The 24,217-nt window shown below is 45.4% G+C and carries 20 protein-coding genes and 1 pseudogene; 6 read left to right on the top strand and 15 right to left on the bottom strand.

Features of this window, described 5'->3' with window-relative positions:
- Positions 1-132 precede the first annotated feature (132 nt).
- The 5 genes from N1249_RS18520 to N1249_RS18500 all read left to right on the top strand — a co-directional run bounded on the left by N1249_RS18520 (position 133) and on the right by N1249_RS18500 (position 7,474).
- Complete coding sequence (locus N1249_RS18520) at positions 133-2,832, top strand: sigma-54-dependent transcriptional regulator (RefSeq protein WP_259838219.1); 2,700 nt, start codon at positions 133-135, stop codon at positions 2,830-2,832.
- A gap of 18 nt (positions 2,833-2,850) precedes the next feature.
- The gene (locus N1249_RS18515) at positions 2,851-3,942 is read left to right on the top strand and encodes a glycerol dehydrogenase (RefSeq protein WP_259831932.1); all 1,092 of its coding nucleotides are present in this window, start codon (positions 2,851-2,853) and stop codon (positions 3,940-3,942) included.
- Positions 3,943-4,136: 194 nt separating this feature from the next.
- Positions 4,137-5,099, top strand: coding sequence for a 6-phosphofructokinase (gene pfkA, locus N1249_RS18510; protein ID WP_259831931.1), 963 nt, complete (start codon positions 4,137-4,139; stop codon positions 5,097-5,099).
- A 47-nt stretch (positions 5,100-5,146) separates the two neighbouring features.
- Entirely contained in the window at positions 5,147-7,138 is a 1,992-nt protein-coding gene (gene tkt / locus N1249_RS18505; protein ID WP_259831929.1) for a transketolase, read from the top strand.
- A 39-nt stretch (positions 7,139-7,177) separates the two neighbouring features.
- Complete coding sequence (locus N1249_RS18500; protein WP_259831928.1) at positions 7,178-7,474, top strand: hypothetical protein; 297 nt, start codon at positions 7,178-7,180, stop codon at positions 7,472-7,474.
- A 631-nt stretch (positions 7,475-8,105) separates the two neighbouring features.
- On the opposite strand, the gene N1249_RS18495 is transcribed toward N1249_RS18500, so the two are convergent.
- The 11 genes and pseudogenes from N1249_RS18495 to N1249_RS18445 form a co-directional block, all read right to left on the bottom strand.
- Positions 8,106-8,777, bottom strand: a complete 672-nt coding sequence (locus tag N1249_RS18495; protein WP_259831927.1) for an HAD family phosphatase — start codon at positions 8,775-8,777, stop codon at positions 8,106-8,108.
- A gap of 62 nt (positions 8,778-8,839) precedes the next feature.
- Positions 8,840-9,745 (bottom strand): tagatose-bisphosphate aldolase, encoded by a 906-nt coding sequence (locus N1249_RS18490; protein ID WP_259831926.1) that lies wholly within the window; start codon positions 9,743-9,745, stop codon positions 8,840-8,842.
- A 43-nt stretch (positions 9,746-9,788) separates the two neighbouring features.
- Positions 9,789-10,322 carry an ATP-binding protein gene (locus N1249_RS18485; protein WP_259831925.1) on the bottom strand — a complete coding sequence of 178 codons (534 nt, stop codon included), beginning with the start codon at positions 10,320-10,322 and terminating at the stop codon, positions 9,789-9,791.
- Between the two features lie 272 nt (positions 10,323-10,594).
- Complete coding sequence (gene lpcA, locus N1249_RS18480; RefSeq protein WP_259831924.1) at positions 10,595-11,185, bottom strand: D-sedoheptulose 7-phosphate isomerase; 591 nt, start codon at positions 11,183-11,185, stop codon at positions 10,595-10,597.
- A gap of 129 nt (positions 11,186-11,314) precedes the next feature.
- Entirely contained in the window at positions 11,315-12,097 is a 783-nt protein-coding gene (locus N1249_RS18475) for an SDR family NAD(P)-dependent oxidoreductase (protein WP_259831923.1), read from the bottom strand.
- A 13-nt stretch (positions 12,098-12,110) separates the two neighbouring features.
- Positions 12,111-12,593 carry a PTS sugar transporter subunit IIB gene (locus N1249_RS18470; protein WP_259831922.1) on the bottom strand — a complete coding sequence of 161 codons (483 nt, stop codon included), beginning with the start codon at positions 12,591-12,593 and terminating at the stop codon, positions 12,111-12,113.
- On the bottom strand, positions 12,565-12,996 hold the full coding sequence (locus tag N1249_RS18465) for a PTS sugar transporter subunit IIA (protein ID WP_259831921.1): 432 nt from the start codon (positions 12,994-12,996) through the stop codon (positions 12,565-12,567). The genes N1249_RS18470 and N1249_RS18465 overlap by 29 nt, the downstream gene beginning before the upstream one ends.
- A 23-nt stretch (positions 12,997-13,019) precedes the next feature.
- Positions 13,020-14,633, bottom strand: coding sequence for a PTS system mannose/fructose/sorbose family transporter subunit IID (locus tag N1249_RS18460; RefSeq protein ID WP_259831920.1), 1,614 nt, complete (start codon positions 14,631-14,633; stop codon positions 13,020-13,022).
- 63 nt (positions 14,634-14,696) lie between these two features.
- On the bottom strand, positions 14,697-15,701 hold the full coding sequence (locus N1249_RS18455; protein WP_259831919.1) for a zinc-dependent alcohol dehydrogenase family protein: 1,005 nt from the start codon (positions 15,699-15,701) through the stop codon (positions 14,697-14,699).
- Positions 15,702-16,279: 578 nt separating this feature from the next.
- Positions 16,280-16,965: pseudogene (locus tag N1249_RS18450) on the bottom strand (transketolase); the annotation flags it as partial.
- Positions 16,966-17,181: 216 nt separating this feature from the next.
- Positions 17,182-17,793: an AAA family ATPase gene (locus N1249_RS18445; protein WP_409193181.1), complete on the bottom strand. Its 612-nt coding sequence runs from the start codon at positions 17,791-17,793 to the stop codon at positions 17,182-17,184.
- Between the two features lie 391 nt (positions 17,794-18,184).
- Here N1249_RS18445 and N1249_RS18440 point away from each other — a divergent pair, with 391 nt between their 5' ends.
- Positions 18,185-19,087, top strand: a complete 903-nt coding sequence (locus N1249_RS18440) for a sugar-binding transcriptional regulator (RefSeq protein ID WP_259831917.1) — start codon at positions 18,185-18,187, stop codon at positions 19,085-19,087.
- A gap of 123 nt (positions 19,088-19,210) precedes the next feature.
- Here the strand turns inward: N1249_RS18440 and N1249_RS18435 are convergent.
- The 4 genes from N1249_RS18435 to N1249_RS18420 form a co-directional block, all read right to left on the bottom strand.
- Positions 19,211-20,358 (bottom strand): IS3 family transposase gene (locus N1249_RS18435; RefSeq protein ID WP_259831916.1). Its coding sequence is split into 2 segments (ribosomal slippage): positions 19,211-20,121 and positions 20,121-20,358, totalling 1,149 coding nucleotides; the frame shifts between segments, so codons are not numbered across the junction.
- 290 nt (positions 20,359-20,648) lie between these two features.
- Positions 20,649-21,032, bottom strand: coding sequence for a hypothetical protein (locus N1249_RS18430; RefSeq protein WP_259831915.1), 384 nt, complete (start codon positions 21,030-21,032; stop codon positions 20,649-20,651).
- A 66-nt stretch (positions 21,033-21,098) separates the two neighbouring features.
- Positions 21,099-22,295: a conjugal transfer protein TraF gene (locus N1249_RS18425; RefSeq protein WP_259838217.1), complete on the bottom strand. Its 1,197-nt coding sequence runs from the start codon at positions 22,293-22,295 to the stop codon at positions 21,099-21,101.
- Positions 22,296-22,402: 107 nt separating this feature from the next.
- On the bottom strand, positions 22,403-23,416 hold the full coding sequence (locus tag N1249_RS18420; RefSeq protein WP_259831913.1) for a hypothetical protein: 1,014 nt from the start codon (positions 23,414-23,416) through the stop codon (positions 22,403-22,405).
- Positions 23,417-24,217: the final 801 nt, after the last annotated feature.

Raw genomic sequence — 24,217 nt, 5'->3', positions numbered from 1 at the left:
CCTCTCCTCCTGATTCTCATGCCAAATGTTAATGACATATACATGTTAAAAGCGTTACAACCCTGACTTTAAAACTATTAAAATTAATACATATTTTAGTGAGTTATATATACGTTGGATGGAACATTTGTGATGAGAATTGACCGTATTTTCAAGAAACTTCAGTCGTTGCAGGCACCTGGCGGGGTGACTGCTCAGGAACTTGCTGATTTACTTGGTTATTCTAGAGCAAATGTCAGTCATGAGCTGAATAAACTGACACTGGCCGGAAAAGTGAAAAAGGTTCACGGAAAACCTGTTCGCTTCTTTCCTGTTGAAACGCAACAAAGTGTAGATATACCGATATCTGCACTTAAGACTCCGAATCCTGAAATTAAAGAAACCCAAGAACTGTCCATACTGGGCAAATTCAGTCAGGATAATCCAAGCCTGTATGCCGCAATCGAGCAGGCTAAGGCTGCTGTACTCTACCCACCGAATGGCATGAACATTCTTATTCTGGGGGAAACTGGTGTCGGTAAATCCATGTTTGCTGAGTTACTGTACGATTTTGCAAAAGATAATCAGCTAGTTAAACATGACTCTAATCTAATCGTTTTTAACTGCGCTGACTATGCCAATAACCCTCAGTTATTGGTTTCTCAGCTCTTTGGCAGTAAAAAAGGAGCTTATACCGGTCTGGATGAGAACCGGGTGGGACTAATTGAAAAAGCCCATGGCGGGATCCTGTTTCTTGATGAAGTGCATCGTCTCCCTCCCGAAGGACAGGAAATGTTCTTTACCTTTATCGATAAAGGAACTTTCCGTCGGATGGGAGAAACGGATACGTTACGACAGGCTGATGTACGTATTTTCGCCGCGACAACAGAAAAACCAGAGTCTCATCTTCTGCGAACATTTACCCGCCGCTTCCCGATGATTATACGATTACCTTCTCTGAAAGAGCGAACTTTCCAGGAAAGGAATAATCTTGTTAATTTCTTTATCAATGCTGAAGCACAACACCTGAATGCACCCATTCATGTGTCGGCAAACAGCCTGAATGCATTTATGAGTTATGAGTGCGAGAATAATATTGGCCAGCTTCGTACTGATATAAAATTCTCCTGTGCAAATGCATATGCTGAATATATATCAGGCAAAAAAACAACTATTTCAGTTGTCAGTCGTATTCTTCCTGATCATGTTAAATCTGCTCTGTTTGACAATGTTGAACACCGGAAGATATGGAATGGTTATATGCCTGCCAAAACGTCGGCATCCATTTATTACCCTGATCAGGCCTTTGATTATACTGGGGAGTTAAATGACAATACGGTTTATGATGCCTTACACGAATTGTTTGACAGTTCCTCGCCAGAAAGTATGCCTGAGTTGGTTGATGTCGAGAATGCTATCACCACATTCTTCAGGGAGAATTATAATCATGCCAATAAGCACTCGAACTATAAAATTGAAAATTTAATCAGCGGAAATATCCTCACGCTTGCAGATGATATCATCACGCTATGTGAAACTGAGTTGCATAAAAACTTCCGCCCGGAATTTAAGTATGCACTAGCTAAACATATTGAAAGTACTCTTGATAGGGTGAAAGCTAATAAAAAAATCTATCACCCAAACCTTAATAAAATTCGCGTCGAACTTCCTCGTTTGTTTAACCTGGCGCTGGATTCATTGCGTTTAATTGAACGTCAGCTTGAAGTTACCCTGCCAATTGATGAGGCGGGATTCCTGGCCATGATCTTACTCTATGATGAGGTCAGCAACCGGAAAAATACACATACTAAAGTTATTGTTGTCATGCATGGCGAAGCCGCAGCCTCTTCCATTGCAGAGACGGCAAACCATCTGATGGGAGTCAACATTGCTCACGGGTTTAATCTGCCGCTGGATGTTAAACCTCAATTGATAACGGACAATATTATTGACTTTATCAACAGTGAAGAGCATATCTCAGATGTTCTACTTCTCGTGGATATGGGATCTCTGACTCATATCGGTAAAGTGATTGAAGAGCATACCGGTATCAGAACGAGAACACTTCAGCTTGTCAGCACCCTGCATGTTATTGAGGCCGTTCAAAAATCTATTTCCGGCCTGAAAGCGGATGACCTGTATAATGAGGTACTGAATGTATTCAGTATCCTTGAACTGTCAACTGAAGCAGTGCCGCCAGCAGGGGATGCAGAACGAAAACTTGCCATTCTCACTATCTGTACTTCCGGTGAAGGATCCGCGAAAGTACTTCAGAATATTATTGAGGAGTCTTTTTCATACAGGAAAAACTATCTCGATGTGATTCCGGTTGAATTTACTGAGACACATCAATTTATGCATGAGTATGAACAAATTTCCTCAACTCATATTATTATTGCTGCAATTTCTCCTTTAGACATTTCGTTGGCGGTACCCGTATTTAATGTCAACATCGTATCAACTGATACCGGTATCAATCAATTGCAGCAGTTAATTGATATTGAGACTACGGCGCAACTGATGATAGAACCCCTGCAGAGCATGTTGAATGCTATCTCACCGGCAGATATCCTCCCGGATATTCGTCGTTTCATTCAGCAATGTGCCGAAAACCTTAATATTGATGTTACAAGCAATATGATTATCGGTATTTGCATGCATATGGCTTGCCTTATTGATCGTCTTTCATCAACCAAAAATAATAATTCCCATAAGCATATGGAAAAGCCTGACTCTCCTGTCAACAACATACTGATGAATCATATCACGCCGTTATGTGAAAAATACTCAGTCGTTGTTAATAATGCGGAGCTGGACGTCATCGCAAAATTTTTTAAACAATCCAACAAGTAATTACTTAAGGAAATTATTATGGTAACTACAGCAATTTTCCCGGGACGTTATGTACAGGGTGCTAATGCGCTTGATGAATGTCTTGCAGAAGAGCTTTTACGCCTTGGGCAACGTGCATTTATCGTTCAGGATCCCACAGTAAATAAACTCATTGGATCGCGTATCGATGCTTTGCTGACCAATAAAATTGCCACCCAGTCTGAAGTTTTTTGTAGTGAATGCTGTGATGAAGAGATTGAACGCATTTCGGCCTTAACCAAAACCTTTGAAGCTGACGTTATTGTCGGTATCGGGGGAGGGAAAACCCTCGATACAGCCAAAGCGACAGGTGCAGCGCTGGGCCTGCCTATTGTTATCGTTCCGACACTTGCCTCAACCGATGCTCCGTGTAGCTCACTGGTGGTGATTTATACCCGGGAAGGCAAATTTAAACGTTATCTGATGATCCCACAGAACCCTACCTTGGTTCTGGTTGATACCCAGATTATCGCAAACGCCCCTGCACGCTTCCTGGTTTCCGGGATGGGTGATGCCCTGGCAACTTGGTTTGAAGCAGAAGACTGCCGTATTAAGGGGGCAGGTAATATGACCACTCGCCCAGGGCCGATGACCGCATTTGGCCTTGCGCGTATGTGCTTTGACGTGTTGCTGAAATACGGGGTGCTCGCTAAAGCTGCCTGTGAGCAGAAGATGGTCACCCCGGCTCTGGAACATGTCGTTGAAGCGAATACGCTTTTGTCGGGTCTCGGATTCGAAAGCGGGGGCCTGGCTGCGGCTCACGCCATTCATAACGGGTTGACCGTATTACCTGAGACACACAGTTACTGGCACGGCGAGAAAGTAGCTTTCGGCACACTCGCAATGCTGATGCTGACTGACAGGGAACCAGAGCTCATTGACACTGTATACACCTTCTGTGAATCCGTCGGGTTGCCAACGACACTGGCACAGATTGGTCTGAGTAATGTGACAGACGATCAACTATTGGCCGTGGCTACGGCTTCCTGCCAGGAAGGGGAGACAATGCATAATGAGCCCTACGCGGTGACTCCGGAACGCATTCTTGCGGCGTTGCGGGCGGCAGATGCGTATGGTCTGCGCCGTCAGTAACACCCTTATCAGGCCGGTATCAGTTACCGGCCTTACCAGTCTGATGCCAGCGTCTTCGGGTAGGTTTTTTCACCATTCACTGAGCAGTCCTGATTGTCAGGAAAACCGGTCTCTGCGCTGTGGCGGGTATGAAACGATTTTTTCTGAAGGCGCTGCCATCAGTTAGGTAAACAAATAATGATTCAGGAGCAACCGTGATTAAAAAGATTGGTATTCTCACAAGCGGTGGTGATGCCCCCGGAATGAATGCGGCCATACGCAGCGTCACCCGCTCAGCCTTATCTGAGGGGCTGGAGGTGTTCGGTATTTATGACGGTTATCTGGGACTGCATGAGAACAGAATGATCCAACTGGATCGTTATAGTGTTTCCGATGTTATCAATCGTGGCGGGACATTTCTTGGTTCAGCCCGTTTTCCGGAATTTCGTGAAGAACGCATCCGACAGGTCGCGATAAATAATCTGAAAGAACGTGGCATAAATGCCCTGGTGGTTATTGGGGGGGACGGTTCCTATATGGGAGCTCATTGCCTGACCCAAATGGGCTTCCCGTGTATTGGTTTACCCGGCACCATCGATAACGACGTCGCGGGTACCGATTATACGATCGGTTATATGACTGCGCTGAGCACCGCAGTTGAAGCGATAGATCGTATTCGCGATACCTCCAGTTCCCATCAACGGATTTATATCATTGAAATCATGGGAAGGCATTGTGGTGACCTGACTCTTTCCTCTGCTATTGCCGGTGGATGTGAATTTGTTGCCGTCCCGGAAATAGAATTCAACCCGGATGACTTGATTAAACAAATCCATCTTGGGATCTCGAAAGGTAAGAAACATGCGCTGGTTGTCATTACGGAACATATGTGTGATGTGAATGCTCTGGCGACATACATTCAGGAAAAAACCGGCCGGGAAACCAAAGCCACCATTCTGGGTCACGTCCAGAGAGGCGGGGCACCGGTACCCTATGATCGAATTCTCGCATCACGGATGGGGTCATATGCTGTTGAACTGTTATTACAGGGCTACGGTGGACGTTGCATTGGTATCTGCAATGAGCAACTGGTTCACCACGATATTACGGAAGCCGTGACTTCGCTTAAACGTCCATTTAAAAGCGACTGGCTGGCGTGCGCGCAACAGTTATTTTGAGCGGTAATTATGAATAGTTATGATCACTTAAATGACAGAGGTTGGTTATGAAAGATAGAAAAACGCTGGCAAATGCAATCAGATTTCTGAGCATGGATGCCGTACAGAAAGCCAAATCCGGTCACCCGGGTGCCCCGATGGGCATGGCTGACATAGCCGAAGTCCTGTGGCGTGATTTCCTGAATCATAATCCACAGAACCCGTCCTGGGCCGATCGCGACCGTTTTGTACTGTCTAACGGCCACGGTTCCATGCTGATTTACAGCCTGCTGCACCTCACCGGTTATGACCTACCTATCGGGGAGCTGAAAAGATTCCGTCAGTTGCACTCGAAAACCCCGGGGCACCCGGAAGTGGGCTACACCGCAGGCGTTGAAACCACAACCGGTCCTCTGGGACAGGGGATCGCTAACGCGGTAGGTATGGCCATAGCGGAAAAAACGCTGGCTGCACAGTTCAACCGGCTGGGCCACGACATTGTTGACCATTTCACTTACGCCTTTATGGGTGACGGTTGCATGATGGAAGGCATTTCCCACGAGGCATGTTCCCTGGCCGGTACCCTGAAACTGGGTAAACTGATCGCGTTCTATGATGACAACGGCATCTCCATCGATGGTCACGTTGAAGGCTGGTTCACAGACGACACTGCGAAGCGTTTTGAAGCCTATGGCTGGCATGTGGTCCGCGGCGTTGACGGTCATGACGCAGATTCCATTCGTGCGGCCATTAATGTAGCAAAATCGATCACGACCATGCCTACACTTATCATCTGTAAAACCGTTATTGGCTTCGGTTCCCCTAATAAAGCTGGAACCCATGATGTCCATGGTGCTCCTCTCGGGGACTGTGAAATTACTGCTGCGCGCGAACATCTTGGATGGGATCATCCGGCCTTTGAAATCCCGGCTGATATCTACGCGAACTGGGATGCAAAGGAAGCCGGTCAGGTTAAAGAAGCGGCCTGGAACGAGAAGTTCGCGGCGTACGCGAAAACCTTCCCGCAGGAAGCAGCTGAATTCATCCGTCGTATGAAAGGTGACATGCCGTCTGACTTCGATGCCAAGGCTAATGAATTCATCGCGAAGCTACAGGCGAATCCGGCGAAAATTGCCAGCCGTAAAGCATCGCAGAACGCCATTGAAGCCTTCGGTCCTCTGCTGCCTGAGTTCCTGGGCGGCTCAGCTGACCTGGCGCCTAGTAACCTGACTCTGTGGTCCGGCTCTAAGCCAATCAACGAAGACACCGCTGGTAACTATATTCACTACGGTGTACGTGAATTCGGGATGACCGCGATTGCGAACGGTATCTCCCTGCACGGAGGTTTCCTGCCGTACACCTCCACCTTCCTGATGTTTGTGGAATATGCCCGTAACGCGGTGCGTATGGCGGCGCTGATGAAGCAACGTCAGGTGATGGTTTACACTCACGACTCCATAGGCCTAGGGGAAGATGGTCCGACGCATCAGCCGGTTGAACAGGTGGCATCGCTGCGCCTGACCCCGAACATGAGTACCTGGCGGCCGTGCGACCAGGTTGAGTCGGCGGTGGCATGGAAATATGGGGTTGAGCGCCATGATGGTCCTACCGCGCTGATCCTCTCCCGTCAGAATCTGGCACAGCAGGATCGCACCCTGGAGCAGTTGGCAAATATTGCCCGTGGCGGTTATATCCTGAAAGACAGCAACCGGGATCCGGAAGTCATTATCATAGCCACAGGTTCTGAAGTCGAGCTGGCCGTTACAGCATGGGAGAAACTGACCTCGGAGGGGGTACGGGCACGAGTGGTATCTCTGCCATCAACTGATACGTTTGATAAGCAGGATGCTGCTTACCGTGAGTCCGTGCTGCCGAAGGCGGTTACTGCCCGCGTTGCGGTGGAAGCTGGCATTGCTGACTACTGGTACAAATATGTTGGTCTGAACGGTATTGTTGTCGGAATGACGACATTTGGGGAGTCGGCACCTGCTGAACAGCTGTTTGAAGTCTTTGGTATCACTGCAGACCGTGTTTTTAATGCGGCTGTATCGCTTCTTTAACTAAATTATTGCCCCTTAGGGGGCAATTCATGAATCCAAGTGATGAACCTGCAAAAAGATTTACTGGACATTAACCACTTTTATTACTGTCTGTTAGTTGCCCTGCGGTTACGAAAAAAATTAGTCCCCTTTGAATCTGATAATCAGAGAAAAAGCTTCACCATTAACTGGCTATATACGGCGCAGAAACGGAAGTTATTTCCCAGAATTACCCATGCCGAGATACTCTGGCTTGTTGATGAGTTTATGAAATTTAACAAAAACATGTCAGAACTGGAGGCCTGCATTGATAAAATTTACCTGACCTCTCTGGGGTATATTGCGGATAACAGATAATATATCTGAACCAGTCTGATTCTCATCGGCAGGATGGAGCCTGCCATACCAGATATTTTTTCCGTCACTCCATTTTTATAGCCATGCCTGAATGTAGTACTGTTATTTATTCCAGTCATACACCCTACAAAAAAATTTTTGAAGTGAATAAAAATGAAAAGAATCAATAAAATCCATCAATTGCTGATTTCATTTTCAGAACGAATACGGATGGTGAAATGCGGAGGAATAAAGAGTGTACTCCAGTCTCTGATGTAAAGTCACCGGACCTGGTATTACGACTTGTTGGCCCTCCGCTCACAATGAAACGTTAAACAGCGGATAGCTCGGTGCGACTGACCCTGTGCATCCGTATCATTATATTCACTTCCCTATTGCTTGATCTGCTATAGCATACTGAGGAGGTTATGAATACGTTAAATGTAACATGTTTCGTCATTTTCATTTCATCTTATCGGTCCAAAAGATTTAATCTGGCAACCAACAGAGCATATATTCGTGCCCTCCACACCCCGGCAATTGAAAAACTCTTCTCCGACCTCGTCATAGTATCCTCTGTACTGAAGTATGATTTTCTACCAAGAAGAAAGTGTAATTAACTGACAGTTATCAGAAAATTTAATAGATTTACTCAAAGACTAATCAAGTGAGGTAGTTCATACATTGATTTAATAATCACATCAGCTCCGGCCGCACGGAGCCTTTCTGCGTGTTGGGGATAGGTATGAGAACCACCAATGAATCCGACCGTATACATACCAGCGGCTTTTGCAGCAGTCACACCGGTTACTGAATCTTCGATAACCACTGTGTTCGCAGGAAGGACTTGAAAATGATCAGCAGCTAAGAGGAATACATCTGGCTTAGGTTTACAACGCGATTCACCTAGTACCGTTGCTGAAAACACGGTATCGGTAAAGAACTCCCTAAGTCCGGTGAGTTCAAGCATGAATTTGATTTGTTCAATACCTGAGTTAGAACAAATACAGGTTGCTTTTGTTATATTACTAACGATTTCCATCGTACCATCAATGCGGCACAATTTTTCCTTAAACGACTGAGTTAAACGATCATAAAAGTCATAATTAGCCCCAGAGGGGACTGAGACATTGAAGTCACCATTGATTTTTTTGATAAGACTATTCCAGACCATTCCGCTGTAGTATGCCGAAAATTCTTCTTTTGAAATAGTGCAGCCATAGGTGCGTAGAACATCAAGTGTCAGGTTTATTCCAATGATCTCTGAGTCCACCAGAACACCATCGCAGTCAAAAATCACCAGTTCTGGATTTATCATGGTCATAGCTTAACTCCAATAAAAAAGGTTGGCTGACGTTAATCAACCAACCTGATAAAGAAACGTGATTAGTCAGCTTTTTTGCTGTACTTCAACAATAGCTTTTGGATGTCATTGAGGCGAGAAACTGCAACGGTAGATAGTTTCTCTTTAGAAACATTACGGTCCAGGGAAATACAATCTTTCCACAGTGAACGGCCAGCGATTACACCGGATGCGCCGTTGCGCAGGGAGATATCGACCTGGCCCAGGAATGTCGAGTGATCAACACCAGCAGACAGAACGGCCCAAGGGATATCTCCGCAAATATCAGTAACTTTGCGGCATGCTTCTTCTGAACCCGGGAACGGAATTTTCAGTACTTTGGAACCACAGTCAATACAAACTTTGCAGCCTTCCTGGATCAGTGAAGGGATTTTTTTCTCGAAGTCTTCCTGAGATTCATCATTCAGTTTGTAAGTCAGGAATTCGACAACCAAAAACAGATCTTCCTGGGCGAAGTCAGCAATGACATCTCGCAACGTCTGGATGTTTTCGCTGTTGGCTTGAGGTGTATCTGTACGCAGATAAACCATGATTTTGCCACCAGTCGCACCTAATTCGCGTACTTTTCGCGCATCAATTCCGTCAACCAGAGTGGAGATACGGTAGCCTTCCGGTGATTCTTTCCAGCCAGATGCATCGAGACCAATAAGAAGCGCAGTGTCGCGTGGCAGAACGCCTTCATCAACAATGCCCGGTACAGCGCAAAGAGGGTCTACAAGCACACAGCCCGCCTCGGAAGCGAGATAACTGGTGATGTCGTATTTGGTCAGACCCAGCACATCGTTACCGATTTTCGCCTGCTCGGCAGGGTCAGATGCCAGGAGAGTACGCATACCGCCTCGCTGGTCACAAGCAACAACCATCATTGAGCCGGTGTTGTCGCAAATCATCTGATATCCGCGGCGTTCAGATGTTGTCATTTTATTCATAATTACTCCTCATTTTGCATGTACTGATAATTAAATAAATTCATTAATTAAGGTGGTTGTTCACCCAGCTAAATATTTTTTCCGGTTCTATTCCGGCATCTTGATCAACAACCAATGTGTCTCCCAGACGCATTGGTACAGCTTTTCTTGCCAGAGCAATTAACTCCGGAATATATTCTTCACCTGGATGCCCCTTAATTCTTTCCCCACATCGGGACTGATATCTCTGAGCAACAAGGTCTGGTGAAATTTGGCTCCATATTTCTAAAACTTTCTCTATTCCGGCAAGGGACAGATAATTGGCCAGCACCTCTTTCTCTCGAAAACCAAACCAGGCATCCATGACAAATGTGATATTTTCTGGAGCAGCACCAACAATTTTAAACATCGACTCATAAGCAGAATGCCCCAGTCTTCTGTTAAACGGTCTATCGATGATGTCCGAAAACTGCACCATGAAAGGTTCTTTTATTTCATCAATGCTCAGGATCGGAAGGCCGTAATGTTCCGATACCAATCTGGAAATATAACTTTTCCCTGAAGCAGGTATTCCATTTACAATAATGACTTTTTTCATGATATACCAACAAATAATTTTAAGATGATGATGAGTACATCTCAGTTACAGACTTAAATTACTTTTGCAATTATTCCAAACTTAATAAAATTAGAACAGGTAATCTTAAAGACGTAACTTATTGTTACGTGTTTAAGATACCCATCACTATAATAAAGCGCGTTAATTTTCAATGCTTGTAATTTTGACGTGCTAAATAATAACTTATATTCACCATTGGAATTAGATAAAGGCTTCCCTGATGAATATTGAATATTACTGAGGCTAATCACTCAGGTGTTTATTTTTTTTGTCATCTCAAGTTCTATTAATAAAATAAGTATATGCACTACTTTAATATGAATTTCTTGAATGCGATCAGCATAACCAAAGTGAGGGACTCTTATCTCAATATCTGCACTACCAGCTATTCGACCGCCGTTTTTGCCGGTTAAAGCAATTACTTTCATGCCTTTGCTTTTTGCTGTATTGATGGCATTTATCACGTTGACAGAATTCCCGGATGTTGAGAAACCCAGTAAAACATCGCCCTGGTGACCTACTGCTTCGACATACCTCGAGAATACATAATCGTATCCAAAATCATTGCTGACACAGGAGATATGACTGGGATCTGAAATCGCAATACCAGGGTATCCTGGGCGGTCCTCGCGGTAACGACCTGATAACTCCTCAGCAAAATGCATGGCATCGCAATGTGAGCCACCATTGCCACAAGACAGAACTTTTCCACCGTTCTTAAAACTATCAGCCAGCATCATCCCTGCTTTCTGAATATTATGAATGTTGGCGTCTTGCTGCAGAAATTTCTCAAGCGTCAATGCTGATTCATTCAGTTCGCTTCGAATCAAGTCATAGTACATTTTCGTCTCCCGTACACTTCTTCAAATATTTCGTCAAAATTACGTATTGAATCTGCTACGGTTTGGTTACCTGGCTTTGACCAGGTAACCAGGGAATATCAGGTCAGATGCGATTAATAAAACACATCCTTAATCCATCCATTCCCCACCGACTAAGTTTATTGACTGCCCAGTCAGATAGCTGGACTGGTCTGTAGTCAGGAACAGAGCAGTATCCGTTACATCTTTGAGCGCAACAAGGCGCTGCATTGGGATGTTTTTGGTAAAGTAAGGCATGACTTCTTCTGGTTTCAGATCACGTTTCTTCGCGTAATCCAGTTTAAGGCTGTCCCACATCGTAGTCTCAACGATCCCAGGGCAAATGGAGTTAACGCGGATACCACTATTAGCATATTCTTTAGCAATAGATTGTGTCAGGCCCTGTACACCGAATTTGCTTGCGCAATATACCGTTTGCCAGGAACTGGCTTTTTTTCCAGACAGAGACGAGATATTGATAATTGTCCCTTTGCCTTTTTTTAGCATGTGCGTAATGGCTACCTGGCAACCAAAGAATGTCCCTTTCAGGTTTACATTTAGGGTGATATCCCATAATTCTTCGGAGCTTTCCAGGAACGGAGCCATTTTTGATACACCCGCAGAGTTGATCCACGAATTGATTTCCCCGAATTGTTCGACAACCTGGTCGGCAGCATCTTCAATACTTTTTTTATTCGTCACATCAACTTTGTAAGAAGCGGCTTCTCCACCCCCACTTTTAATTTCATCAACCAGATTTTGCGCTGCTTTTTCATGAAGATCGAAAATGGCAACTTTTGCGCCTTTAGATGCAAAATCCTTCGCAATGGCAGCACCAATCCCGCCGCTTCCGCCGAGTATTACTGATACTGTACTTTCGAGAATTAAGCTCATTTATCTCTCCTTACTAATTAATTTTATGTAAATGATCTGCCACACTGACGCGTTTATCATTTGGCATAACTTGAATAAAAAGCTCCACACCACGGTCAATTATCTTTTGGAATTCATCTTTTTCATCTTTATTGACCGAGATGTTTTTCAACAATACTGAGCGGCCCGGTTTCGCGCCCATCCCTGCCAGATCAACCTCAGGGATATCCACACCATTATCCATCAGATAGTTCAGGATAGCGGGTCCTTTCACGAGAATGATTGTAGGAACTGCAAGCTTCTCTTTCAGACGTTCGGCGGCTTGCGCACCGGAAAGAATCTCAATAGAGATATTTTTAGGTGCAGCCATTTCCAGAACAGACATCATGAATTCGTCTTTAACTACCTGATCGTCGATGACAATAACTTTACGGGCAGAGGTATATTTCATCCAAGCGGTGACTACTTGCCCATGAATCAGACGGTCATCAATTCTGGTTAACGCTAGATTTTCCATGAGTTTTCCCCATTTGGTTGTTAATAATTGATTTTATGCCAATAACATCTTCATCTTTCAGTAATTCAACCAGTTCGGACAATGAGTTATTTTCTCTTTCGAGGGCAATCGTAATTAGCATAGGTAAGTTCATACCGCTAAAAATCGCCATCTTATAATTTCTTGCCAAGAAGCATGCGCTATTATATGGGGTTCCTGACAGAATGTCTGAGAGTACGACAATGCCGTCTTCTGTATAAACTCTGTCAATTTCCTCTTCCAGTTTTACCCGGTATGACTCCGGGGCTTCCCCCGGAATCAGTGGAACACTTGTAATGCCGGAGGTTTCTCCGATTATCATGTCCAGGCTATTTTTAATTTCACGGCAAAAATAACCATGACTGACAACTACAATATGAATCATCTGAATCGCCTCCGCCTACAGACTTATTTAATTCCCAGTATGCCAAGATATGACGTCAGGATACCGACAACAAAGATTGCGATAATAATGTAGATAGCATTGAATTTTTTCTGCAGCATTTTCCAGATACCCAGTGTCAGCACTAAAGCAATCAACCCAGGTAACAAGCTATCCAGAACGCCCTGCAATGTCAGCACTTTGTCCTGACCAGAACTCAATACTACGGGGGTAATCACATTCACGCGGCTCGCAGCCATCGTGCCAACAACCATTAAGCCCACAATCGAGAAAGCGTTGGTGATTTTGTCGATGGTTCCACTTTTCAAAATGCGCAGGATTGAGTTTTTACCTTGCTTATAGCCAAGCATGAACATGTTATAACCACAGGTAAAAATCAGGACTTCAAAAACAACGGTGAAGAACACTGGCCCTAACAGGTTGCCGTCAAGTGCCATCGTACAGCCGATACCCGCGAGAATTGGGAACAGAATACCCTGCATAACTGTATCACCAATTCCTGCTACTGGTCCCATCAGGCCCGTACGAACGGCATTGATGTCTTCAGCAGAAACGTCACCGCCATTTGCACGAGCTTCTTCCATTGAAGCCGCTATACCATTGATGACCGGTCCGACAGTGAACACTTCTGAGTTATAAAAAACCATGTACTTCTTAAGCTCTTCGACACGTTTTTCATTCGTCGGATAGAGTCTTTTTACTACTGGCAGCATCAGTGTTGCGGCACCTAATGCCTGAAGGCGTTCATAGTTGTAACAAGCCTCCGTTGAAGTCGTATACAGCCATGTTTTCACCAAATCACGTTTTCTCAGTCTGATACCTGACGTTGTATCTGGGGTATCTGCTTCGTTAGTGTTGCCTGAGAATGCGTCATCAGCCTCAGAAGCCTGGCGACGTGTACTTGCAATGTAGACAAGAGTTGCGATGACGGAACCAAAGATGGCCACGGACATCGTATCCAGTTTCAGATAGATGGTAAGGAAAAATCCTGCAAAGAAGAAGGCAATGATTTCACGCTTATAAAGGAAGCTAAGCAACATTGCGATACCGAGTGCAGGCATGATTCCACCGACAACTTCAAGTGCGTGAATGAAACGCTCTGGAACCATGTTCAGCAGACCCATGGCCCAGTCTTTACCAAAGAACACCAACAAGAAAGCTGGTACACCGTTCAGTAGCAAACTCAAGCAGAATGACGGGATAAAGTTCATGAACCAGACGCCATCCAGATTACCTTTTTCTAAGTAGGTATCCGCTTTATGGATAGCAAAAGAGTTGAATGTCATATACAACTGATGGCTAAGCAAGCCCAGCATACTGAATGGAATTGCGAAGGTAACAGCCAGCGCAGGAGATGCGCCTGATAAAATAGTCATCGAGGTACCTAAAATACCGGCGACCATAGTATTGCTTGGAATTGTACCGCCAGCAGAGATCCAGCCTAAATAAATCAACTGGATGTTCGCACCAGCCATCATACCGAGAATGGGATCACCCATAATGATACCGACTAATAATCCCGTAGTGAGCGGATACACTAAACACTTGGTTATTGGGCCGAAGAACCACCATTGGGCAACAGTGGCAAGCAGGCCTATTAATACCGCTTCTATTATCATAATTCGCCTCAATAATTATTATATATAACGATTTACTGTGTAGGATTATGGATACAAAGGTTGTTACAGCTCACCAGATAGCTTCAACATTACCTTGCCTTGTCTGGAAAATGCCAAATTATCAAGCTCATCACCGATGTTCTCAAGGGTTAGTTCTGCACTAATAATGTCTTTGGTGTTTAATATTCCCGAAGATAAAATATCAATTGCCCGTTTCGTAGAGTAAGGGTTCAGATAAGAGGTGAAAATGCTCAGTTCTTTTGTAAATGCATTATATTGATTTATTTTTACCGCTTGTTCCGGATCGCCCAGACCGAACCATAATATTTTGGCGTTCTTCCCTGCGATTTCACAGGACTGTTCCATTGTCTTGGTATTACCAATACACTCTATAACATAGTCGATATTAATGTCTTTATAGATGTTAAGGATTTCAACATCATCCACCGCAATATTAGCTCCTAGATGCTTAGCAAGGAGGAGTTTTTCTGGTTCCCGTTCGATTACTATGATTTTTGCTGCACCTGAATATCTTACCAGTTGCACGAGCAAGCTTCCGATTGCTCCGAGGCCATAAATAGCTACAGTTGAGCCACTTTTGATATTAATTAAATCTAAGCCGTGAACTATACATGATAAAGGTTCTGCAAACGCAGCCGTTCTGAGATCTAATGAGTCAGGAATTGGATAAACATTTTTTTCTGGGGGACATATATATTCGGCAAAACCTTTTGCAACGCCATGACGGTTTTTGCAGAAATTAACCAGTCCCTGCTGACAGAATTCACAATGCCCGCAATGAAAACTGGGGTCTGCGGCGACTCTATCACCTGGTTTGAATCGGGTTACAGCCTTGCCAACCTGAACAACAATACCAGAACATTCATGCCCTAAAATAATTGGGGGGATTACTGGGCTTGCACCATTTTTACCATTAAATTTATGCACATCAGTCGCGCATAATCCACACCATGCAACTTTTATTTTTACATCATTATCACCGGGTATCAGTTCCTGAATGTCCCGAACCTGATATTTTCTGTCACCAACGTAATAACCTGCTTTCATTATATGATGCCTCTTACTCATGCCTTCTAGTCATCGAACCATGGGTTGTGTTATCGAACATCTGATGTGAAATATATTTCTGAAATTCTTTTCAGGCAATAGATAAATTGATCATCCTCTACAAGATGTGATCCAAGTCTTAAATTTCTGTACATGTGGTGACCGATACATGCAGACCACTTTCACTCCACAGGTCATGTATAAAAAGAGAACCTTTTTAAGGTAGCATCATCCGTGCAGGGAAATATGTCGAAATGAATAAAATGATAAATAATATCAATTTGTTATATTATTCCCATCTAGGAAGCATAAGGATGCTGTATCTCACTTTTCACATCGGGATCTGTTTGACCTGATGTGAATGAATGGCTATGAGTTGTCGCCCAAGAATGTACTCTCATCACGTACACTATCTGGGATGGGCATGAAATTTATTTCTGTTATTTCATACAATCATTGCATTGCATTGCATTGCATTGCATTGCATTGCATTGCATGTGCTTATGGCTTCTGATCTTGAGTCCTGACTGATTTCACAAGCCTCCATTGCTCTGTATCTGATAAAGCTCATAAACTCGTTCTACCGCACGTTTGATGGAGTCTGCATTTTGACCGTCAACGCCGCGAACCACGTGCCAGCCGTAGGCTTCGAGCGTGCTGCGGTGTCATCGGTGAACCAGCCTTCAATGTGGCCACCGATGGAGATACAGTTGTCGTCGTAGAAGGCAACCAGTTTGCCCAGTCTCAGGGTCCCGGCCAGTGAGCACACTTCATGACAAATGCCTTCCATCATGTAACCGTCGCCCATAAAGGCATTCGTGAAGTGGTCAACAATGTTGTGGCCCGGACGGTTGAACTGCACCGCCAGAGTTTTCTCAGCAATCACCATGCCCACCGCATTCGCAATGCCCTGACCCAGCGGGCCAGTGGTGGTTTCCACGCCAGCGGTGTAACCCACTTCCGAGTGACCCGGCGTTTTGGAGTGTAACTGGCGAAAGCTCTGCAAATCATTGAGTGAAACATCGTAGACAGTCAGGTGCAGCAGGCTGTAAATCAGCATTGAACCGTGACCGTTGGAGAAAATAAAGCTGTCCCGGTCTGTCCTGGCCGAATTGCCCGGATTGTGCTTCAGGAAATCATGCCACAGGACCTCGGCGATATCCGCCATCCCCATCTAGGCACCTAGGTGACTGGATTTGGCTTTCTGTACGCTATCCATTGCCAAGGCTCGAATAGCATTAGTTAATTGTTTACGTGTATTCACTATTTACCTCAAATAATCGTATTAAATTAAAAAATAGATTCTGGCTTAAATAAATTATGCCTAATTGCCCCTGTGATATCCCGGTTGGAATAATGTATCGCTTATGGAGGGCAGATTTTTTTTGAGAAAAATAAACATGCATAACATAATAATGCGGTGTGTCGCAACTGATTAATCGGAATTTATATCTAAGTTGTTTCGTGATAATCTTTTGTGCTATTTTTTCATGTCAGGAAAACCCCATGAATCCAATATCCATTGATATAGTGGTTCTATTTCATGGTGTTGAGTTTGATCGACTTTATATACCGGACTTATCTGCATAGGAACGGCACGGCTAGCCAAGGCAATGAGTTCCGGTATGTATTCTTCTCCCGGGTGTCCTGGCAATCGTTGACTTAATCTTGATTCATAACGTGCTGCGGCGAGTTCTCCGGGAATTTCGCACCAAACTTCAACAAGGTGCGTGACGCCAGAACTGAATAGATATTGTTGAAGTACTTCCTTTGGCTGAAACCCAAACCATGCATCCAAAATGAATGTGCTTTGTACAGGGGCTCCCTCAACAATGGACCACATTGTCTGGTAACTTGCCAGTCCAAGAACTCGATTAAACTCTCTGGTAACATTGGGTATTCGTTGTAGAAAGGGGTTCTTTATTCCATCGAGAGAAAGTTGTAGCCACCCTGTTAAATTCGATAGTTGCTCTGTAATGCGACTTTTACCAGAAGCAGGAACACCATTTACCAGAACAACTCTTTTGTAATGATTTTGGCTGCTTGAATTTAAAGCGAAAGGCTCATGACCAGAATCGTATGTATCAGGCATAGAAGAGGTAGTTTTTATGCTGCTCACGTTAATAAAATCTCCTTTGTCCATCGACCCAGCGATCTAACTCGATAATAATGACGTGCCGATTCAAAGAACATCAAAGGGTAATCATCGTCATCTAAACTTTTACTATAAAAAAGGTTGTACTAAACTAATTCCATCACACATAAATTGTGAAGACGATCTCATTTTAATAACGAGTACAACCTTGGTTCAAACCCACGCTATTTAACGAGTTAGCAGCCTTTTTAGGCCATGTATTTTGTTGCTTTTTCATAGGCAGTGCGCAATAATTCCTCTACACAAAAAAACATTGTAATACCTTACGGAAAGGAATTTCAAACTGAAAGAGCCTAATTTACAAGATGTAACCGCCACCCGAGCGTTAATGCATATGGTGGCAAAGTTACACTATGAATCTGATTTATCTCAGGTGGATATCGCCAGAAAACTTGGTATGTCAACAGCGACTGTTTCTCGGTTGTTGAGTAAAGCACGAGCATCGGGAATTATACGCATCGAAGTCATAAATCTGACGTCCCCGGAAGATATGTCTACAGACTTGATTAAACGCCTTGGCATAAAAACAGCCGCGGTTGTCGAAACGCCACCGGCTAACATTCTGGGTTCTCTGGCTGTTCCACTGGCAACGATCCTGCAGCAGGCTAACCTTGGTGCGGGTTCCGTACTAGGGATTGGATGGGGGCGAGCTATACGTGAAGTGACACAGGCAGGCCTTCCGCGCATTCCTGGTATTATCACTGTGGCGCTTAATGGTGGTATGCAGCAGGCTGCCCCCCATTTCCAAATAAATGAATTTGTTCGCCAGGCAGCAGAACACATGGAAGGTAAACCGTACTTTCTGCATGCTCCTTACATTTCCTCTCCCGAACTTCGTGAGGCCTTTTTAACCGACTCCAGCGTTCAAGACATTATTTCTCTATGGGATCGAATGGACGTTGCCATTGTCGGTGTTGGTCTGACACATGCACCCAAGCCTAGTGAGCTCAGCACTGCAACATTGGACGAGCAGGCACTTAAGCAAGCGGCCGGAGATGTGCTTCGACACTATGTCACAGAAACTGGCGAAGCGCTTCATTGGGAAGGAGAAGAACGGATGTTGGCAGCGTCACCAGAGCAATTGCGGAGAACTCCTCTTACTATTGGTGTGGCTGCAACGCCAGAAAAGGCTGCGGGTATTATTGGCGCTATCAGGTCGGGGATGATTAACGCCCTTGTTACTGATGTGAATACAGCACAAGCAATTTTAGACAGGCTGACTACTGAATAAGATAAGTGGAAGGAGATAAAATATTATATATGGATCATAAGAGGGTAATTGCGTCTGTAATATTAGCGAGTTTTAATTACTAAGTAATTAAGTAAGCCAGCTGTATGAATCGCCACGGATAATCTAGACACTTCTGAGCCGTTGACAATATTGATTTTCATATTCCGTCGGTGGCATCTGATCACTCGAACCATGCCGGCGCTTACTGTTATAAAACATTTCGATGTAATCAAAAATATCGCTGCGGGCTTCTTCCCGCGTTCCATAGATCTTTTTCTTTATCCGTTCACGCTTCAGCAACTGGAAAAAGCTTTCTGCAACCGCATTATCGTGGCAGTTACCGCGACGGCTCATGCTGCCCTCCAGACCATGTGATTTCAGGAACGACTGCCACTCATGGCTTGTGAACTGACTGCCCTGATCAGAGTGAACCAGCACCTGTTTTTGGGGATTACGCCGCCATACAGCCATCAGCAATGCGTTCAGGACAATGTCTTTTGTCATCCGGGATTGCATTGACCAGCCGATAATTTTGCGTGAGAACAGATCAACAACCACGGCAAGATACAGCCACCCTTCGTGGGTCTTGATGTAGGTGATGTCCGTTACCCAACGCTCGTCCGGAGCATCCGGATTGAACTGTCGCTGGAGCCTGTTGGGCGACACGATACAGGCCTCGCCTTTACGTGCCCGCGGGCTCCGGTATCCGACCTGAGCCTTTATCCCGGCACGTTTCATCAGTCGCCAGACCCGGTTAATCCCACATTGTTGCCCGGTATCCCGCAGATCCAGATGGATCTTGCGATAACCATAGACGCATCCCGACTCCAGCCAAAACTGTTTAATCTGTCCTGTCAGTCTCAGGTCTGTCTGATGGCGTTGTGAATGCGGCTGCTGAAGCCAGGCGTAAAAGCCACTGGGATGAACATTCAGCACCCGACAGAGCAGGCGAACAGGCCAGCAACAGGTGTTATCACGGATAAAGGCGTACCTCAGTCGGACAGCTTTGCGAAGTACGGCGCGGCTTTTTTTAATATGTCCCGTTCGTCGGTAACCCGCTTCAGCTCTTTCTGGAGACAGCGAATCTCGGCCTGAGCATCTGACTGTTCTTTATTATTGGAAGAATCCGGACCGTATTTCTTTATCCAGGCGTAAAGGCTGTGGGTGGTGATATCGAGACGTGTTGCAACGCTGGAAACAGAATAACCACGATCAACAACCTGTTTGACTGCTTCAATTTTAAACTCTTCGGGATAACGCTTACCGCTCATGGGCACCTCTCTTTAAGCCATCTTAAATGACTCCGAGGTGTCTGTTAAACCCGTGGCGATTCAAACAGACATCGCTCCACTGGCTGTAGGGATGTCTTATATTCAGTGATACTTGACGAATTACGGGCGTTTTAATGTATTTACTGTTTGATGGAATCAGTCTGTGCAGTCATCTGCATTGATCTCATCACAGAGTTTTTTTAATTCTCCCGATGAAACGTTTTTAACGTTATAGGTCATATAGGTGGTGACAATTTCAGTCTGAGCCCCCACTTTTTGCATCCGAATAGTCAGGTGGTCCGTTTCGTTCCAGGTTCACCCCATCCGATAGTATTTTCTTGGCACAGAAGACCACTCCACGCCTGAGCTAACTGCATTCGGAATACCCAGTTTTTTGCGATCGTGACTTCTTCAGCTGAGGGGAATTTATAATATTTCTTTAACCGGTTTGCGGCTGTGTCTACATCCACCGGGACTTTTTGTGTATTAATTTCGGCTAACCAGCTATTGTTTTTTGGAAAAGTGGAAAGATCTTTATAAGTCGGAGCCGGGGAAGTGTGGTATGTGATTTTATCTGTTTTTACGCCCTGGTTGCTGCATCCCGCCACAACCAGGGCAACAGCCAGCGTTGATACTTTAAAAATAACGACAATGGATTTATTTAAGTTAAACATGGGCTAATCCTCAATCATTTACAGGGGAATAGCAGGGGGACGTTCTCATTCCCCCTGCTGTCAGAATCAGAAAGTAAACTGAAGTTGCGCGACTGCGCCGTAGGTGCGATCGGTACCTGCAATACCCGTGATATCCAGGTGAACCACATCAAACGGGGAGAAACCCAGACCTGCAGTGAAGGCATTATCTTCGCCGGAAGCCATGTTTTGGCGGTAACCCGCACGCACCTGCATCCAGTTCCATGCATTGATCTCAGCCCCCAGGCTTGTAAACTGGCGCTTCCGGTCACCGGTGAAACCACTCGCTTCAGTCAGATCGACATCGAGCGCGGTTGTGATGACGCTGTTGTGCCATGAAGTGCCGGCAGTGGCCTGAGGTTTAACTTTGAAGGTTTCTTTTTCACCGTTAACTTCTCTGGTATCGATTGAGCGCGGTATGACGTTCTGAACGGCCAGACCTAGAGTCCAGTTTTCATTCAGGTTCGTCGCCAGACCGACATCGGCGTTAAAACCGGTTTTTGTATTGCGGTACTCACTGGAATCAATGTCGTTTTTGTCGAAGTTGCTGACAGAAACGTTGTAGTTAAACAGATCAACGCGCTGGTATTTAGGTGTAATACCAAATGACCATGCCTGTCCTGCAGTTTTGAATTCATGTGCCATGGCCACGCCGACATCGGTGATCACAGCCGCACGTCCGTAAGCTCTGGATGTCAGGGCATCAGTGTCCACCGCAGACGATGGAATTGTGCCGTCTGCCACTTTATCGAGATACTCCAGGTCATGTTCGCTGACCTTTCCGTTGACGGAGACGGTACCCCATGATTTCACCACGACGGCGAACGGCAGGGTCTGGTTCGGAACTGTGGCAATAACGGAAGCACCGACCTGGCCACTGGCATGTGCGTTTTTCAGATCGCTGAGTTTACTTTTCAGCGCGGCCGCGCTTTCACTGACGCCGGACTGACTGTCGACTGCCGCGTCAAAACGGTCCCACAGGTCTTTCACATCATCAGCGCTGTCTACGGCTTTATCCGGATCAGAGACCTGAGCGCCCACAGACGGCAATACAAGACTGAAATCATCGGTTGGGCCGAAATGTGTCAGCAGCGCCGGGTTAGACAGCGCAGCGGTACCGTAGTGTGCTGATGCTATGCCGGTACCTCCCATTGCATCACCCCGTGCTTCCATCCAGCTTGTGGCCGCATGGACTGAAGGTACAGCGGAAACCAGCAGGGCGACAGAAATACTGCGTGTAATCATTGAAATTGAGGCTTTCATCATTTATTCCTTTCTCATTTAAGGTTTTTAAGGCAAAAGAATCCCCTGGTGCAGGCGCACCAATAAAAATAACTTGTCTGATTTGTAATTTACGGAATACTGAGTGCTGTTATTTCTCTGGTTAATTCACTCCATTCTTGTGTCAGATATTTAAAAGGGAAAAGAAACGGACTTTTTTCCTTGTTGGTCCATATGTTTTTAAAAAAATGGCTTGACTCTTTACTGTTATTTTCCTGAATCTTCCGAAGTGCAGAGACTGGAAGTGTTTCGCCTTCTTTCAGTGCATCCATCAAATAACTGGCAGCATAAAAAATATCGAAGCTGTTCAGCAGGTGAGTCCTGAAAATAATGTTGATCATGCTCAAAAATGAATTAAGTTGTTTCTTATTGTCTCCCGTGGACGGGCAATATCCGACACATTCAACGCCACTGACCATTACGTCATTAATTGTTTTGTAGCGGCGAGTAAAAATGAAAATATTTCCGTCCGCATCTGCCATATCCGAAGAAAAATGTTTGTTTTCTCTTACCAGAAATATACCGGGAGGAGGCGTGCCGTCAGATGTTGACTCCTGAACTCTTTTTTTTATTTCCCAGGCAACTTGCATCCATTCGCTGAAAGCGGTCAGATGCATGGGCCGAGTATCATTTCCTTCCAGCCACTGAGGACTGACATAAAACCACTCCGATAATTGCTTCAGCAAAGGTGCAGTTAAATAATCCATCGTCCTTTCACGGCTTTCCAGAACGCTCAGGCCGATGTTCCAGTCCGAGAGCAGTCGGGCCACATCGAGAACCGAAAGCCGGTGTTCATCCATCAGCAGCCAGAACCGTTCATGAATGTGTGTAATTACAGCCTGCCGGGGGATAAGCGTCTCACGCATGATGCCCTCGACAAGAATATTAACCAGCTCAGCTGATGAGATACCCAGACGGCCTGATACCAGGGTGACGAAGTCCCTTACGGCAGGTTTAAAACGTATCGCAACAGGGCTGACAGACGTTTTCTTTCCGCCGGAAAGCCGGGCGACCAGCTGCTGCAATTCTTCATCCCGTTCAGTGGTGATGCTGGCCAGAATGGAGGTGATGTTCAGACGGTTCATAACGTTTCCCGGTGTCGCCTAACACAATAATTTGGCTTAAGTTATTTGTTTTTGTATCCACTGTGGATACGTTATCGCGCGTCACACTGGATGTATAACGATGAAAATCGATCGTTCAGATCGACTACATTGATGTAGCCAGTGTGATGACAACCTGAAAATCAAAACAGGGGATTTTATTTTTCCGGATGAAAAGATTTTCGGATGACGAGAACGGGCCATACCGTTCTCGACGGGACCCGCCAGCGCCACTGAGCCAGAAGAATTTCGAGTTGCATAACTGCACGCGCAGCGGGTGTGAAGGGAACGTGTATGAAGTGGCTCCGGTAACAGCCAGGCTGAAGATGCCTTCTGATACGTTTAATCCGGCAGGAAGTCAGCAGGTGGGATGCAACCACGACGGAGTTTTCATTTTCTTTGAGGGCTTCTGCCACGCTGTCCAGCACACCATTCCAGAACCAGACTACGCGCCTGGATGAAATATTGACGGTTGGCTGACTGGGGGACAGGTGTACGAACGTCCGGGATTTATGCTTATGGTGGCTCAGGATGCAGGGCCGGCTGATGAGTCTGCGTTGTACCAGGTACACTGCGCGTAAAGAAAAAGGGGACAATAAGACAAGCGCCCAGATATATGCCATCCCGTCCTGATACCCCGTAATGAGTGCGCTTATTCCGTAACTCATCAGGCCCCAGCAGAGGATAATTCCACAGACCACTACTCTTTGCATTCCTGTCGCTCCAGTCAGATTTCTGATGGCGCATAAGGAATCACACAGATGAATTCACTTCACGGGAAAA

This window comes from Enterobacter sp. CP102 (genome assembly GCF_025152625.1).
Classification (GTDB): Bacteria; Pseudomonadota; Gammaproteobacteria; order Enterobacterales; family Enterobacteriaceae; genus Enterobacter; species Enterobacter soli.
This window is presented reverse-complemented; position numbering and strand designations above follow the sequence as displayed.

What these genes read in the sequence shown, in the direction of transcription:
- N1249_RS18495 (WP_259831927.1), bottom strand. Translation starts at nt 8,777, where the DNA reads ATGACCATGATAAATCCAGAACTGGTGATTTTTGACTGCGATGGTGTT.
- N1249_RS18460 (WP_259831920.1), bottom strand. Translation starts at nt 14,633, where the DNA reads ATGATAATAGAAGCGGTATTAATAGGCCTGCTTGCCACTGTTGCCCAA.
- tkt (WP_259831929.1), top strand. Translation starts at nt 5,147, where the DNA reads ATGAAAGATAGAAAAACGCTGGCAAATGCAATCAGATTTCTGAGCATG.
- N1249_RS18455 (WP_259831919.1), bottom strand. Translation starts at nt 15,701, where the DNA reads ATGAAAGCAGGTTATTACGTTGGTGACAGAAAATATCAGGTTCGGGAC.
- N1249_RS18475 (WP_259831923.1), bottom strand. Translation starts at nt 12,097, where the DNA reads ATGAGCTTAATTCTCGAAAGTACAGTATCAGTAATACTCGGCGGAAGC.
- N1249_RS18465 (WP_259831921.1), bottom strand. Translation starts at nt 12,996, where the DNA reads ATGATTCATATTGTAGTTGTCAGTCATGGTTATTTTTGCCGTGAAATT.
- N1249_RS18485 (WP_259831925.1), bottom strand. Translation starts at nt 10,322, where the DNA reads ATGAAAAAAGTCATTATTGTAAATGGAATACCTGCTTCAGGGAAAAGT.
- N1249_RS18515 (WP_259831932.1), top strand. Translation starts at nt 2,851, where the DNA reads ATGGTAACTACAGCAATTTTCCCGGGACGTTATGTACAGGGTGCTAAT.
- N1249_RS18520 (WP_259838219.1), top strand. Translation starts at nt 133, where the DNA reads ATGAGAATTGACCGTATTTTCAAGAAACTTCAGTCGTTGCAGGCACCT.
- N1249_RS18425 (WP_259838217.1), bottom strand. Translation starts at nt 22,295, where the DNA reads ATGATTACACGCAGTATTTCTGTCGCCCTGCTGGTTTCCGCTGTACCT.
- lpcA (WP_259831924.1), bottom strand. Translation starts at nt 11,185, where the DNA reads ATGTACTATGACTTGATTCGAAGCGAACTGAATGAATCAGCATTGACG.
- N1249_RS18445 (WP_409193181.1), bottom strand. Translation starts at nt 17,793, where the DNA reads ATGCCTGATACATACGATTCTGGTCATGAGCCTTTCGCTTTAAATTCA.
- N1249_RS18470 (WP_259831922.1), bottom strand. Translation starts at nt 12,593, where the DNA reads ATGGAAAATCTAGCGTTAACCAGAATTGATGACCGTCTGATTCATGGG.
- N1249_RS18490 (WP_259831926.1), bottom strand. Translation starts at nt 9,745, where the DNA reads ATGAATAAAATGACAACATCTGAACGCCGCGGATATCAGATGATTTGC.
- N1249_RS18430 (WP_259831915.1), bottom strand. Translation starts at nt 21,032, where the DNA reads ATGTTTAACTTAAATAAATCCATTGTCGTTATTTTTAAAGTATCAACG.
- N1249_RS18420 (WP_259831913.1), bottom strand. Translation starts at nt 23,416, where the DNA reads ATGAACCGTCTGAACATCACCTCCATTCTGGCCAGCATCACCACTGAA.
- N1249_RS18440 (WP_259831917.1), top strand. Translation starts at nt 18,185, where the DNA reads ATGCATATGGTGGCAAAGTTACACTATGAATCTGATTTATCTCAGGTG.